The sequence below is a fragment of the Treponema sp. OMZ 790 genome (assembly GCF_024181285.1).
In the GTDB taxonomy this organism is placed as follows: Bacteria; Spirochaetota; Spirochaetia; order Treponematales; family Treponemataceae; genus Treponema_B.
Genome location: NZ_CP051201.1, coordinates 221630 through 236440, shown reverse-complemented (window position 1 = coordinate 236440; position 14811 = coordinate 221630). Strand labels below are relative to the sequence as shown.

At 33.5% G+C, this 14811-nt stretch carries 12 protein-coding genes; all 12 read left to right on the top strand.

All coding sequences use genetic code 11. The features are described from left to right. Positions 1–58 precede the first annotated feature (58 nt). The 12 genes from E4O01_RS01125 (at position 59) to E4O01_RS01070 (ending at position 14780) form a co-directional block, all read left to right on the top strand. Positions 59–658, top strand: a complete 600-nt coding sequence (locus E4O01_RS01125) for a DUF4194 domain-containing protein (protein WP_253693417.1) — start codon at positions 59–61, stop codon at positions 656–658. Then, a complete protein-coding gene (locus E4O01_RS01120) occupies positions 655–4044 on the top strand; it encodes an ATP-binding protein (RefSeq protein WP_253693415.1) in 3390 nt (1129 codons plus the stop codon). Before E4O01_RS01125 ends, E4O01_RS01120 begins: the two co-directional genes overlap by 4 nt. Before the next feature lie 23 nt (positions 4045–4067). Continuing rightward, positions 4068–5279, top strand: coding sequence for a Wadjet anti-phage system protein JetD domain-containing protein (locus E4O01_RS01115; protein ID WP_253693412.1), 1212 nt, complete (start codon positions 4068–4070; stop codon positions 5277–5279). After that, on the top strand, positions 5276–6814 hold the full coding sequence (locus E4O01_RS01110) for a DUF3375 family protein (protein ID WP_253693409.1): 1539 nt from the start codon (positions 5276–5278) through the stop codon (positions 6812–6814). The genes E4O01_RS01115 and E4O01_RS01110 overlap by 4 nt, the downstream gene beginning before the upstream one ends. Positions 6815–7333: 519 nt before the next feature. After that, positions 7334–9223, top strand: a complete 1890-nt coding sequence (locus E4O01_RS01105) for a methyl-accepting chemotaxis protein (protein ID WP_253730167.1) — start codon at positions 7334–7336, stop codon at positions 9221–9223. A 361-nt stretch (positions 9224–9584) separates the two neighbouring features. Next, a complete protein-coding gene (locus E4O01_RS01100; RefSeq protein ID WP_253693405.1) occupies positions 9585–9860 on the top strand; it encodes an autorepressor SdpR family transcription factor in 276 nt (91 codons plus the stop codon). Then, positions 9853–10440: an SdpI family protein gene (locus tag E4O01_RS01095; RefSeq protein ID WP_253693402.1), complete on the top strand. Its 588-nt coding sequence runs from the start codon at positions 9853–9855 to the stop codon at positions 10438–10440. Before E4O01_RS01100 ends, E4O01_RS01095 begins: the two co-directional genes overlap by 8 nt. Beyond that, positions 10433–10744: a DUF1648 domain-containing protein gene (locus tag E4O01_RS01090; RefSeq protein ID WP_253693399.1), complete on the top strand. Its 312-nt coding sequence runs from the start codon at positions 10433–10435 to the stop codon at positions 10742–10744. Before E4O01_RS01095 ends, E4O01_RS01090 begins: the two co-directional genes overlap by 8 nt. Positions 10745–10806: 62 nt before the next feature. After that, positions 10807–11538, top strand: coding sequence for an ABC transporter ATP-binding protein (locus E4O01_RS01085; RefSeq protein ID WP_253693396.1), 732 nt, complete (start codon positions 10807–10809; stop codon positions 11536–11538). Positions 11539–12454: 916 nt separating this feature from the next. Further along, positions 12455–13042 carry a hypothetical protein gene (locus E4O01_RS01080; RefSeq protein ID WP_253693394.1) on the top strand — a complete coding sequence of 196 codons (588 nt, stop codon included), beginning with the start codon at positions 12455–12457 and terminating at the stop codon, positions 13040–13042. Positions 13043–13109: 67 nt separating this feature from the next. After that, complete coding sequence (locus E4O01_RS01075; protein ID WP_253693391.1) at positions 13110–14255, top strand: immunity 26/phosphotriesterase HocA family protein; 1146 nt, start codon at positions 13110–13112, stop codon at positions 14253–14255. Positions 14256–14294: 39 nt separating this feature from the next. Then, positions 14295–14780: a GNAT family N-acetyltransferase gene (locus E4O01_RS01070; RefSeq protein WP_253693389.1), complete on the top strand. Its 486-nt coding sequence runs from the start codon at positions 14295–14297 to the stop codon at positions 14778–14780. Positions 14781–14811: the final 31 nt, after the last annotated feature.

Sequence of the window (14811 nt, the reverse complement as noted above, 5' to 3'; positions counted from 1 at the left end):
ATATAAAAACTTTTTTCGGAAATTAATATTTCCTACAAAAAGTTTTTTGGAGGTAGGAATGACGGCGGTTTGGGCGGCACCCTGTATAAAGCTTCTACAAGGCCCCTTGTATGAAAATGAAGGAGACTCCGATTCTTGGAGACTCTTGATTCAATACCAAGGGGAAATTACATCTTTTTTCGATCAAATAGGAATAAGCGTTTTTATTGAACCTGCAGAAGGCTATGCCTTTTTAGAGCAAAAAGAAGATGAAGAAGGTGCGCCAGAATCGGTGAGGCTGATACGCCGCTATCCTCTTAGCTTTGAAATGTCCATCCTCTGTGTTTTATTGCGGGAAGCCCTAGAACAATTCGATATTTCTCAAAACGATTCTTCTATTTTGGTTTTACCTGAAAGCGAAATCCGCAGTATGCTCTCGGTTTACTTTAAAGAAAAAACCGATCAAACAAAACTCTATAACGAACTTACCAAATATTTGAATCAGGCAGTAGACTTAGGCTTTTTAAAAGAACTGCATCAAGACCAAAACGGAAGAATCGGCGACGATTTAATCGATAGAAAATTTGAAGTACGCAGAATTCTTAGGGCAAAAATCACAACCGAATTCTTATCCGAATTTAAAAAGCGGCTTGAAAATTATAATAGGGAAGAAAAATGATGCAATTTGAATTGATGAGTGAAGAGAATAAAAACGGCTTTTATTTGGATTTTTTTCAAGTGTATAACTGGGGCATCTTCGATTCGAATATCTACACAATGAGATGCAGAAAAAAATCTTCCCTTCTTACAGGCTTAAACGGCTCAGGAAAAACAACCTTAGTCGATGCTTTTTTATCGCTCATTGTTCCGCCGAGGCGCAGGTTTTATAATCAATCGGCAGGAGCCGAAAGCAAAAAAGAAAGAGATGAGGCAAGCTACGTGCTCGGTACTTACGGAAGCAAGAGGGATGAAGAATTCATTTCGAGTACGGCAAAAAATTTGCGTTCAAAGGATAAGTGTTTTTCCATTTTATTGGGCTGCTTTGTATTGGGAGACGATCAGGGACCTGTAACCCTCATGCAGATGAGATTTTTTTCTCAGGCAGGCACCTTGCAAAGAGTTTATTCTATAACAAGAAAAAGGCTTTCTATCGAAGATATTCAAAAAGAAGTCGTAGACCTTACACCTCACAGCAAATGGAAAAAAATCATGGCCGAAAAATTCAATACGGCTTTTTACGGGGATAATTTTTCTTCTTATTCGGAAGCGTTCTCGCAGCTTGCCGGTTTACGTTCAGACAGGGCACTCTATCTTTTTTCGCAAACGGTCGGTTTAAAAGGAGTAGGAAACTTAAACGAGTTTATACGGACGCACATGTTCGAGGGGCAAAACACCGAAGCCGAATTTGAAGGATTGGTAAAACATTATGAAGAGCTTTCACAAATTTATAACGAGATTGAAAAAGCACAAGAACAGATACGGCTTTTAAAAGAAGTTTTGGAAGCAGGCAAAACCTTTGAACTTTGCGAAAAGAAGGATTTGGAATTAAAAGAAATTAAAAACAGCTTACAACTTTGGTACTTAAAAACAGCTCTCGCCTTAATCGAAAAAAGAATGATAGATTTAAACCAAGAAAGGCTGATAATCGAAAACAAGACAACTTTAATAGAAGAAGAAATAAAAAAGATAGACTTCGATCTCGACTCCGTAAAATCGGCAATTCAAAAAAATTCCACTGCAATGCTCATTGCTGCGGCAGAACACAAAATAGATATTAACGAAAGGGAATTAAAAATACGCAGAGAAAAGATAAGGGACTATGAGCGATGTGCCGAAGTTCTTTCTTTGGAAACTCCCCAAACGGAAAAAAAGTTTAATGAAAACTTAAAGCTTTTACCGGAACTAAAAAAAGAACTTACAAAAAAAGAAAACTCCTTATTTAATTCCATTCTTGAACTCAATGTCTTAAATAAAGACACAAAAAATGAACTTACGGAACTTACCGAAGAACTTGAATCCTTGAGCAAGAGGAATACAAATATCCCCTCTCAAAATATCAGAATAAGGGACGAAATATGTGAAGGCATTAATTGTTCTCAACAGGAACTTACCTTTGCAGGAGAACTTTTACAAGTGTTAAAAACCGAATCCCATTGGGAAGGGGCAATAGAAAAGCTTCTCCATCATTTTGCTCTCTGCCTTTTAGTGCCGGAAAATCTTTATTCAAAGGTAAATACCTATGCCGCAAAAAATAATTTAAAAGGAAGACTGGTTTATTTAAAGACGGATAAAAAACCTCAGCTTAAAAATTTTAGACTGCAAAGCAATTCCCTTATTTCCAAACTTGAAATAAACAGAAAGCATGAACTTTCCGATTGGATCGAAAGCTATGTAACCGATAACTTTGATTATATATGCACCGATGATATGCAAGAATTTAATCATGCGGCTAAGGCTGTCACTTCAACCGGTTTAATTAAGGCAAAGATAAGGCATGAAAAAGACGACAGGCCTCAGCGTTCCGGGACTCAATCATTTGTCTTAGGCTGGGACAATATCCAAAAACGAAGAGGGCTTTCCTTTAGATTGGATAAACTCAAAACCGAAATTGAAAAAAACACCGAAAAATTAAATAAATATAAAATAGAACAAGATGAAATAAAGAACAAGCTTATCATCTTGGAAAATTTATTTAAGCTTACTATTTGGGATGAGATCGATGTTCAAAAATATGCTGCAGCCCTTAATGCAAGCCATGAAGAAAAAGCTAAACTATTAAAAGATGATAAGGAACTCAATCAGCTTGAAGAAAGGCTTAAACTTTTAAAAGAGGAGAGACAGTCAAAGGAGGCAGAACTTTCCGAGCTTACACAGGAAAAGGGAAGACTGGAACAGCAGCTTGCAGATATAAACTTAAAACAAGAAAGGATGCAGGTTCAATTTAACGAACACTACTCGAATAAAGATAATGAAGAAATAGAAACCTTAGTTTTAAATTTTGAAAAATATTTTAAAATCAACAAGAGCTTTGAAAACTTAGATGTCCTTGACACGGCAAAAGAAAATTTTTCATCCAAACTCGAAAAAGAAACGGAAAAATCGGAGCAAAGTTTAAAAAATACGGAAAGAAAACTGCGCGAAAAGATGTCGGCCCTTACAAATGCCAAGGATGAAATAAAAATAAAGTTTCCTTCATGGAGTGCGGATGTAAGAGATTTGCAGGCTGAATCCGCAGCCCTGCCCGACTTTAAGGCCTTTTATGAAAGGTTAAACCATGACGATTTACCAGCCTGCTTAAAAAAATTCAAACGAAAATTTAACGATAGCATAAAACAAGATATTACAGACTTTAAAGCACGTTTAGACGGAGGAACACAACAAATTATTGAAGGTATCGGAGAACTTAACAAAAGTTTAAAAACAATTCCTTACAGTAAAAATCCTCCGACCTATATAAAACTTGAGCACCGTTTTACAAATGATATTCAAATAAAAGAATTTCAAGGCCTCTTATTAGCCGCCATCCCCGACTCTGCCTCAATATTTAATAAAGAAGCGGATTCCGAATTTGAGAATTTTAAAAAAATAAAAATATTGATTTCATATTTAAAAGAGAACGATCAAAGGCGGAAAAAAGTTCTTGATGTCCGCCAATGGTTTATATTTGCGGCAATAGAATATTACCAAAACGATAATACTCAAAAACAATACTATGAAGATTCCGCAAGTTTATCGGGAGGCGAAAAATCCAAACTCACCTATACGATTTTGGCTTCGGCCATAGCCTTCCAATTCGGAATAACAAGCGGTTCACCTCGTTCCCTCCGTTTGGTAATTATAGATGAGGTATTCAGCAAGGTCGATATTGATAATTCCTGTTATGCAATGGAACTTTTTAAGCAGATCGGTTTACAGATGATTTTGGTAACACCTATGGATAAGATAAACATTGTCGAAGATTATATCTCTTCAATGCACATTACCGAAAAGAAAAACGACAATACTTCCCGTCTGCTTGAAATAACAATCGAAAGGTACAAGCAAGAAAAGAGAGATTTAAGTTAAGACAGTTACTTTAAGGGAATAAGATGATAAGTATTGATGAAATAAAGAAAAAAGCCGAAAATAAATTTTTACCGTTTTTACACTCGATTATAGATGAAAAAAATTTCTTTCCTCTGCTCATTCCGTCTGCAAAGGGTTCCGTAAAAGATGCCTTCGATGAGAGAAAACTTGAAGCGGAAAAGCTTTACAAGGGCTCAAAGAATGCTAAGGGAACAGGCTATACCGTAGAAACAAAAACCCTTAAAACTCATAAACAAGGAATGCAGACAATAATAGAAAAAATATATTTTGAAACTGAAATCGATTTTATAAGGTTTATAGGAAAAGAAAAAGAAACTGAAAATTTTAAAAAGCATCTTTCCATTGTTAAAAAGCAATTTTCAAATTTAAATGCCGGGGATATTCAAAACGATTGGGCAAATAAACATCTGCGTAATCTTATTACCGAAGTTGAAGCCGATTATTGGCAAAATATTTTTCGTTGTGCAATCTGGTTTTTAAATAATCCTAATTGTAATTTGTATCTAAGAGAAATTCCTCTATCGGTACACACAAAATTTATAGAACAAAACACTTCATTGATTTTTTCGGTTTATACAGCCCTAAATAAAAATAAGGATAAGATCAACTCAAATGCAGATATATATAAAAGATGGGGAGTACGCACACTCGAGCCCTTTATAAGATTCCGCAGTTTGGATAAAAATATAAATTTAAAAATTCTAAACGAAGAAATTACAAGCTATGACGCTCAAATTCCTTTAGGTGCCTTTGCAAAAATAAATTTTAATTCCGTAGAATATATTTTTATTGTTGAAAATTTAATGGTCTATCTTACACTTCCGCCTTTTAGCAAAGCTCTTTGCATTTTCGGTTCAGGTTTCGCTGCCGTAAACTTAAAAGAAAACAAAGCATTAAACGAAAAAAAATTATACTATTTCGGAGATATGGATGAACACGGCTTTGAAATACTTTCAAATGTACGCAGCATTTTTCCAAATGTAAAATCATTTTGCATGGATAAAAAAACTTATGAAACTTTTTCGATCTTTGCAGTAAGGGGAGAAAATTCTCACTCAAAAATTGAAGACCTTAATCTTAATGAAGAAGAATTAATACTTTTTAAGTTTTTGCGAGAAAGAACCGGAAGGCTTGAACAAGAAAAAATATCTCATGCCTTTATCAAAAGCCGTATGGAAGAAATATTTAACAATATAAATGAGGAGGAAAAATGAAAAGTTCGGACAGTGCTTATATATCGGCCATACTTTCAGAAGATTCGGGCATAAGACTTTTAAGAACAAAAAATGCGGCTCTTACTATTTCCTTCTTATATAAGATTTTTAGAGAAAAGCATATTCAAACAATTTCAGCTGACCGCTTTGAAACCCTGCTCGCAGATTTTTTACGAGATCAAGAATTCTCAAATACTCATTATGACTTTGATTCGGAAGAATCCGATATCGGAGAAATTCGGCTTGCAATACAAACCATCGAAAGCCGCTCTCATTTTTTAGCCAATAAATGGTGCTCCGACAAAATAGGATTTATCAGAAAATATTATAACGAAAATCAAGAATTGATTATAGAATTGAGTGCAGGAGTCGAGCGTCTTTTTACATGGCTTGATAATATGGATTCAAGAACTTTTATCGGAACGGAATCACGCTTTAAAGATATTTTATCTAAATTGCGTGAGCTTTCTGAAAACACAACCCATGACCCGGCCTCTCAAATTGCCGACTTGGAAAAAAAGAAAAAAGAATTACAAGACCGCATAAACCGAATTAAAAAAACCGGTAAGGCCGAAATATACACACCTGTTCAAATGGTTGAACGCCTCCATGAAATTTCAAGAGCTTCAAGAGAACTTTTATCGGACTTCCGCCAAGTCGAAGAAAATTTTAAATCAATTCTTTCGGATGTTTACAAAAAACAATCTGTAAGTGAAACAAAGGGAGCTGTTCTCGGCTATGCCTTAGATGCATATTTGGAAATGAAAGAAACACCTCAGGGACAAAGCTTTGATTCTTTTTGGGACTTCCTCGCAGCCGATGCAGGTAAAAATGAAATCAACAGCTTGACAGAAAACATAATCGAACAGGTGAGAAATCAAGGCATAGAATGGGAAGACGGTTTTCTTTTTCACTTAAAGCAATATCTTCACGAAGCAGGCGGAAAAATAATAGATACAAACCGCTCCCTTACGCACCGGTTAAATCGGGTTCTTCTTTCTCAAGGAAGACAAGAACACAAACTTCTCACAGAATTAATATCCTTTATAAAGACAAGAGCCTTTGAATTGGCCGGCAGCGATTTTGAATTACGGGAACCTCTTTCGATTGAGACAAGACCCTTTTTATATTTTCCTCAGGCACGCACTTTAAAATTTCCCGAACAAGAGCAAAGTTTTGAACCTATCACAAGTTTTACCGAACAGGAATCGGCAGAGCTTTTGAGGCAAAGCGGAATATTCAATCAGTTTTATGTTGATGAAAATCTTCTTAAAAAAAATATCTTAAACTACCGCAACGAATTTTTACACGGAAGAACTCAATTCTCCCTTGCAGAGCTGACCGAAAAGTTTCCCATTCAAAAAGGCCTATCTGAAGTTGCCGCCTACTTTGCCCTCGCCCCAAACTCAAACCGGAAGCGCTTATATTGGAAAACACATCCGAACAAATATCTTACACCTTTAACGGTAAGCCGGTTTTACTCACACTGCCTAAGATTATGTTCGGGTAACACTAATATCATTGATACTTTGTAAATTAATCCCTCATTTCGTCTCCCCATTAAAAATTTTTCACTTTTTTTATAATAAATACTATTCAACACTAGACTTATCGTTCTAAAGGGTTTATACTAATAGCAGAAAATAGAGGTTTAATCAACGCAAATAGCATTGATTAAAAACACAGTGAGTTTGTGAAGCAAACTCGAAAGATTGTATGCCGTTTCTCACTATCGTTACAAAAGTGCGGCAAACAAGCAATCTCCTAATTTTGATAAATTACTCGATTGCTTATTTTAAAAGAAGAATCTATAAAAAAATACGAAAAAAAAACAAGGAGAGTACTTGACATGAAAAAGGAAAATAAATATACTACTCGATTTTGAAAAGACAAGTCTTATATTTAAACTATGGCTTATAATGAGCTTTGTCCTTCTTGTCGGAGTTTCGGTAATTGTTTTTTTTGTTTATCGCACATTCAGTAATAATTTGCGACACCAAGCAAAAACAAAATTTTTATTGCATAATGAGAAATATTCAGCATTGATACTCACAATGTTGGAAAAAAGAAAAATATTTCTTAATGCAATTTCTTCAGGGTTTGAATTTAATAATCTTAATGATGTACAGTTTGTTGAAACTTTAAAGTACTATGATAAGATGTACGATGAATTAAACACTTTATATGCAGGATTTAATACAAGAAAACACCTTGATTCTGCATGGATAGCTACCGCCGAGTATGACCCAAGAACGAGAGATTGGTATAAAGGAGCTAGAAATAATAATGGATTATATATTACGGATATATACATAGATGCAAATACAGCTAAACCGATGGTAAGTCTTAGTGTTCCGCTAAAAATAAGTGAAGATATTTTCGGTGCCCTTGCTACTAATTTAGATATAACGGAAGTAAGTAAGGTGCTAAATGATAATAAAAATACCGAAATAACTTCTTTTTTTATAGTGGAAGAAGGGAATTTTTTGGTACATGATAAATACGGTTTTTCTGATAATATTTTTGAAATAGAAAATAAATCGTATGCTGAATTCGGAAAATTAATAGTAAATAATGAAACAAATATGGGAGAGATTGTTTTAGGCGCAGAAAAAATATCTTTTTGTACTAACAGAATACCTAATACAAAATGGTTTATTGTTTCTGTGCAGCCTATATCAATATTATTAAAAGAAATACATCGGCTTATTATAAAACTGATTGCTATTTCGTTAGTTTTTTTTGCCGTATTTAGCGTTAGTATTTTTATTATTTTATCTATCAATATAAAACCTATAAAACTTACATCATCAATATTAAAAGATATTTCAGAAGGAGAAGGAGACTTAACCTCCCGTTTACCTGTAAAAGGATACGGTGAAATAAGTGACCTATCAACATATTTTAATCGTACAATGGAAAAAATACGAAGTACAATTGAAAGTGTAGGGTACAATATCACAGGGATGCAGACTATAAGTCAAGAGCTTGCAAGTAATATGACCGAAACTGCCAGTGCAGTCCACGAAATCAGTACCAACATTGAAAATGTAAAACAGCAGACAATGACCCAAGCGGCAAGTGTAACAGAAACGGCAGCAACAATGGAAGAAATTATCCGCACCATAAAGCAGCTGAATGGCAGTATTGCAAGTCAAGCCTCCGGCATTGAACGCTCGTCATCGTTTATAGAACAGATGACGGCAAACGTACATTCTGCAAGTCAGACACTCGAAAAGAACAATACACTGATTAAACTCCTGTACGAAAAAACCGTTAAGGGAAAAGAGGGCGCTCGGACAGCAAACGGTGTAGTAAATGAAATTGCAGAAAAATCAGATTCACTTTTAGAAGCAAGTTTAGTTATACAAAATATTGCAAGCCAAACGAACTTACTTGCCATGAACGCCGCCATTGAAGCCGCCCATGCAGGAGAATCCGGGAAAGGATTTGCTGTTGTTGCCGATGAAATACGCAAACTTGCCGAAGAATCCAATGCACAAGGTAAGCAGATTGCCGCCGTCTTAAAAGAATCAATCGAAATTATCAATCACTTAATTAGTGCAGGAAACGGGGCAGAAAAAACCTTTGACGAAGTATACGATCTTGCTCATACCATTTCCGAACAGGAAGACCTTATTACCGCATCAATGAAAGAGCAAACAGAAGGCAGCCGGGAAATACTGACTGCCATCCGTGATATTAACACCGTAACCCATCAGGTAAATGACGGATCCGCCGAAATGCTTAAAGGCGGCGAAAATGCAGCTGCCGAAATGCACAAGCTCGATAATCTTACCCGTGTGATTGCTGACAGTATGAATGAGATAGCAAGCGGTGCAGTGCAAATCAGCAATGCGGTGCAGGATGTAAACGAAATAACGCAAAAAAACAAGGCAAGTATTGAAAACCTCGCATTGGAAGTACAGAAGTTTAAGGTTTGATGAAAAATGTCCATCCTTTGACATTTTTCATCGTCGAGTTTTTCGGAAGGGTGAGGGAAAAACCGGTAACGGCTTTGAACACATATTTAAATTTCGAAGGACTCATGTACGGCATTTTTGCAAGCTGTTCGAGCGGGAGTTTTTTGTGTAAATTATTCCGTATGTATTCAGCCGTTTGCATAATTGCCGCATGGCCGGCGGAGGTAACACTGAACTCCGCTCTCATTGCCTATACATACTAAACCGCCCATTACACCAAAAACTATTTTGAAAAAAATCAAAATAGCTATTGACTTTTCATCCTACACATATTATAATCTATTTAGATAAAAATCGAAATAGATTAAGAGGTATAACAAGGATGAGTTTTGAAAGTACATTCAAAGCATTGGCAGACCCTGTAAGAAGAGACATTTTGATTTCTTTAAAAGAAAAATCGCTTACGGCAGGTGAAATTGCCGATAAATATGAATTATCAAATTCCACCATCTCATATCATCTATCCTTGTTAAAAAAAGCCGATTTAATAAGTGAAAGAAAATATAAAAATTTTATTTACTACGACATCAATATATCGATTTTTGAAGAAGCAATTATGTGGCTGTCACAATTTAAAGGAGATAAGAAAAATGCGTAAAAAAATATTATACATGATTATTACATTACTAAGTTTTTCTCCAAGTATTTATTATATAATAAATATTGGAAATGAAAATATAAAAAATTATGATTTATATATACTGCCTATATTAATAATTATTTTCAGCATTGTAATGGAAATTGCAGTAAATACATTATCGAATAATAGTAAACTGCCTAAAAAACTCTATCTTCCAATTGTTTTAAGCACTCCTCTATTATTTGCAATCGCTCAAAGCAGCAAATATATATTTAAAGATTCAAACAGTTCCGGCATTGAAAAATATATTCATATCTTAGCCTCAATGATTATCATTATAATCGGAAACTATTTGCCTAAAACAAAACCAAGCAGATTTGTCGGTTTAAAATTTTTTTGGTTATTGGATAAACCTGTGGTATGGTATAAAACTCATCGCCTTGCCGGGTTTTTATGGATAATCACAGGAATTCTTTTGTTGAGTTTTGGAGTATCTGCAAAATGGGAATATCTAATAATTTACTTTTCCCTATTGTATGTTATTCCATTAATATATTCACTATTACTTTTAAACAAAGAAAGGAGATTGTATGAGTAATTTATCCGACAAAAAGCATTTGATTATCGGAAGCTTATTATGTTTAGCTACAACGGTTATTTTTATAGCCTTTGGAAGCAAACTCCCGGAAACGGTTCCCGTACACTGGGATTCAGCAGGAAATGTAAACGGCACCATCGAAAAGGTATATCTGACATTCGGAGCACCGTTTGCATATCTTCTTATCAATCTTATCGGGTTTATAAAATTTCAAAATCAAAAGGGAAATGTATGGAAGTACTATATCATACCGGTATCTGCTATTATAATCAGCTTTCTAGTTATTTTCTTGGCAATTTTATAATTAAATTAAACACACTACAACCTCAGTTTAGAGAACTTACTGAGGTTGTAAAAAGAATAACTATGTTAGAAATTAAGAATTTAACAAAAATTTATCATAAAAACAACATTGCAGTAAATAATATAAACTTAAAAGTCTCTCAAGGCGATATTTACGGGTTTATAGGAACAAACGGCTCCGGGAAAACATCAACAATTAAATCCATTGTAGGAATTCATGATTTTACAGGAGAAATATATGTTAATGGAATTTCCATAAAAGATAATCCTGTAGAATTTAAAAAAAATATCGCATATATACCCGATAACCCGGATATATATGAATATCTTACAGGGCGGCAATATATCAATTTTATAGCAGATTTGTATAGAGTATCTATAAATGAGCGGATACAAAAAACAAAATCATTCAGTGAAATATTTGAAATGAGCTCATTTTTAGATAATACAATATCTTCATATTCTCACGGAATGAAACAAAAGATTGTAATTATTGCAGCCCTTATCCATTCACCAAAATTATTAATAATGGATGAACCCTTTGTAGGTTTGGATCCAGAAGCTTGTTATCTTTTAAAAAAAGAAATGAAAATATTAGTAGAAAGCGGAAATGCAATATTCTTCTCTACACATGTTTTAGAAGTTGCAGAAAAACTATGTAACAAGATAGGAATAATAAATAAGGGCAGATTAATTGTGCAAGGAAACATAAACACTGTTTTGAGCAAGACCGATTCATTGGAAGAATATTTTATGGATATTATTAAAAATGAAAAATGTAATAATACTTTTTAAAAATTCCGTATTTCGGTACTCAATTTTTACACATTCGGAAAAAACCAACTATCATTTATTAGGATTTATCGTAATATTTTTTTTGTTATGCCTATATAATATTATTTCGATAAATTCAATAATAAAATTAGGGCTGCATTCTTTTACCCTATCTTATTCGGCAGCAATATCAAGTTTTTTTATTTTTATGATGACAGTGCTAAAAAGCAACTCAATGTTTTTTTATAATAAAGATTTTAATATGTTATCGGTTTTACCGATCACACAAAAAGATATTATTCTAAGCAAATTTTTAATACTATATTTTTTAAATCTTATTATCAGTTGCAGCTGTATATTTCCGGCAGTCATTCTTTTAATTTTAAAAAAAATTATCAGTGTCTCTGCGGGAATAATATTTTTACTGTCAGGCTTCGCCCTCCCGATGATACCTATGTGTGTAGCTTCCATATTAAGTATTATTATAGAATATTGCAGTGTATTTTTTAAAAGAAAAAATCAAATATCGATTTTATTTTTTTATTTATTGATGACAGGATATTTTATAACCGTATCATTTAATCGCGATTTAGATTCCGTTTCATTAGGCAATTTACTTCAAACACAATTATATAAAATATTTCCGTTATCCAAATTATTTTATATAGATCAAAATATTTACCTAAAGATTTTACAATTTATAAGTATTACAATTATTATAACCATTGTATATATATTTTTTATAGGTAAAAACTATAATAAAATTCATCAAAAACTAAACACTCAAAGCTTTAAAAATAAAAGAACAAAATCTATTTTAAGAACACCATTTTTTAGTTTATATTTAAAAGAGTTGAACCGTTTTATTACTTCGCCTATTCGTGTATTAAATTGCGGATTAGGTATTATATCTTTATGTGTCTTATGTGTCGGATGCATGATATTGGGATTTAACAAGATTGAAATATTTCTCGGTATTAGAGACCTTGAACATATTCTTACACAGTACGGTTCATCGGTAATAGGGGCATTTTTTCTTATGAGCTGTACCACATCTTCATCAATATCTTTGGAAGGAAAAAATGTATGGATACTGCAAACAGCCCCAATCGGTATATCCCAAATTTTAAATAGTAAAATAGCAGTCAATATGAGTATTCATTTAATAGGATATCTTTTTGCAATGATTGCCATTTTTCCGAATATAGGTACCGGTTTTTTACAAATTTTATTAACAGTCTTTGTACCTGTTTTTTATTCCTTTTTTATTTCGACTGTAGGAATTTTTTTTAACATCAAATATTTAAATCTAAATTGGAATGATGAGATAAGCGTTATAAAGCATAGTCCGGCATCTATTATCACACATCTAATTGCTATAATCACTATTATACTATCAGCTTTATTATTTTTTATTATAAATTTTATTTATATAATAATTCCGATATGTTTAAGTTTCGCCATTGTCGGAATTTATTTATATAAAAAAAGCATAAAAACAATATATCTTATTCAAAAATACTGAAAATTAGATTAACCTCGCCCTTGCCTAATATTATAAAAAAAGGTACAATTATTAAAAGGAATTAAGCATGTCTAAAAAATTTATCTTAACCAACGAACAAAGAAAGTATCTGGGTCTAAATCCGATTGAGGCTCACTGGGAAGTAATGGATATAAAGGGCAGCCTCTATTATTTTGACGGAGATACTATCAAAAAAGAAATTTCCGCATCGGACTATGAGGGAGAAGCTTTTTATTATAAAGAAAATGAGCTTGATGTTGAAACGGGAGAAAACAGAACTATTGTTCTTCCCAAGACGGCAAGAGGAAAGCCGAAAAAATTCAACTTTACGGCAACTCAATCATTTCAAGGAATCGGAGTGTATTTTTCATTCGGAAGCGGACATGTGCTTATCGGAAACTACACCACACAAAAAACCTACTATTCGGAAAACTTAAAAGAAAGCAAGGCTTCGGCTCTCAATTCTTGGATTGAAAAATGGATAAAGGAAACATCAAAAGAAGATTTAACCGATTTGGAAAATTTTAAAAACGAAAAAAGAGCTCACCAAAAATATAAAGAAGGAGATATCTTTGCTTTTAAAATAGGAAGACGGCAATACGGTTTCGGAAAAATTTTAATCGATATTGTTAAGTTAAGAAAAAATCCGGAATTTAAAAAGAATAAAAACTACGGTCTTAACAACCTCATGGGAACCGCTTTAATTGTAAAGGTCTACCATAAAATCAGCGCCGGCATAAACATCAATCTTGACGAATTGGAACAATGCCCTTCCCTCCCCGCACAGCCCATCATGGATAACAATATCTATTACGGCGAATACAAAATTATCGGAAACAAAAAAGTTACTTACCAAGACTTAAATGACGCTCCAATATCGACAAGCAAGAGTATAAATCATCAAGACAAGGATATTGCCTATCTCCAATACGGCTTGATATATAAAGAAATGTCTTTAAAAGAATACGCTCTATACAAAGACGAAGAATGGTATCATAAAAATTACCGGGCAGAATCAATAGGCTTTTCTTTAAACATAGAAAAATTGGAAGAATGTATAAAAGCAAAATCAAACGCCCCCCTTTATCCTGCAACCGGCGGCGGCCTAAATAATCCCGCCAACAAAAAAGATAAGAATTCAATTTTCAAAGCTTTCGGTATGGACGGCGATCTGGACTATGAGGGGAATTTAAAACTATCAAAGGAAAAGTAAAAGCTATGATAGAATATTACAAAAAAAGAGCAAAAGAATATGAAGACATATATAAACAAAACTAATCACCCTACACCCGATAGCCTCGAATTTAAAGAGGTTACTCCCGATAATTGGAGAATAATCAATTCTCTTTCCATAAAAAAAGAACAAAAAAATTTTGTAGCCTCGAATGTTACCATCCTTGCAAGAGCCTTTGCTTACAGAAAAGAAAATGCAAAAGTTTTCGCCGTCTATTATTCGGATGAACCTGTAGGGCTTATAATGCAGAGAGATTGGATTGACGGCAAAAAAACTATCTGCATTATGGATCAATTTATGATAGATAAAAAAAGCCAAGGAAAGGGTTTAGGAAAAGCAGCTTTACAAAAATGGCTTTCGATGATAGAATCCGAAAAAAAATATCCATGTATTCAGCTTTGTTATGTTGAAGGCGATATAGCAGCAAAACGCCTCTATGAAAATTTCGGTTTTTATGAAATCGGCAAAGAAGAAGATGAGATTATAATGCAAAGGGATTTATAAATAAAAATTAATTTAATCTTTGTTCACAATG

Coding starts and splice junctions, on each gene's coding strand:
- E4O01_RS01125 (WP_253693417.1), top strand. CDS start 59: ATGACGGCGGTTTGGGCGGCACCCTGTATAAAGCTTCTACAAGGCCCC.
- E4O01_RS01120 (WP_253693415.1), top strand. CDS start 655: ATGATGCAATTTGAATTGATGAGTGAAGAGAATAAAAACGGCTTTTAT.
- E4O01_RS01115 (WP_253693412.1), top strand. CDS start 4,068: ATGATAAGTATTGATGAAATAAAGAAAAAAGCCGAAAATAAATTTTTA.
- E4O01_RS01110 (WP_253693409.1), top strand. CDS start 5,276: ATGAAAAGTTCGGACAGTGCTTATATATCGGCCATACTTTCAGAAGAT.
- E4O01_RS01105 (WP_253730167.1), top strand. CDS start 7,334: ATGTTGGAAAAAAGAAAAATATTTCTTAATGCAATTTCTTCAGGGTTT.
- E4O01_RS01100 (WP_253693405.1), top strand. CDS start 9,585: ATGAGTTTTGAAAGTACATTCAAAGCATTGGCAGACCCTGTAAGAAGA.
- E4O01_RS01095 (WP_253693402.1), top strand. CDS start 9,853: ATGCGTAAAAAAATATTATACATGATTATTACATTACTAAGTTTTTCT.
- E4O01_RS01090 (WP_253693399.1), top strand. CDS start 10,433: ATGAGTAATTTATCCGACAAAAAGCATTTGATTATCGGAAGCTTATTA.
- E4O01_RS01085 (WP_253693396.1), top strand. CDS start 10,807: ATGTTAGAAATTAAGAATTTAACAAAAATTTATCATAAAAACAACATT.
- E4O01_RS01080 (WP_253693394.1), top strand. CDS start 12,455: ATGATATTGGGATTTAACAAGATTGAAATATTTCTCGGTATTAGAGAC.
- E4O01_RS01075 (WP_253693391.1), top strand. CDS start 13,110: ATGTCTAAAAAATTTATCTTAACCAACGAACAAAGAAAGTATCTGGGT.
- E4O01_RS01070 (WP_253693389.1), top strand. CDS start 14,295: ATGAAGACATATATAAACAAAACTAATCACCCTACACCCGATAGCCTC.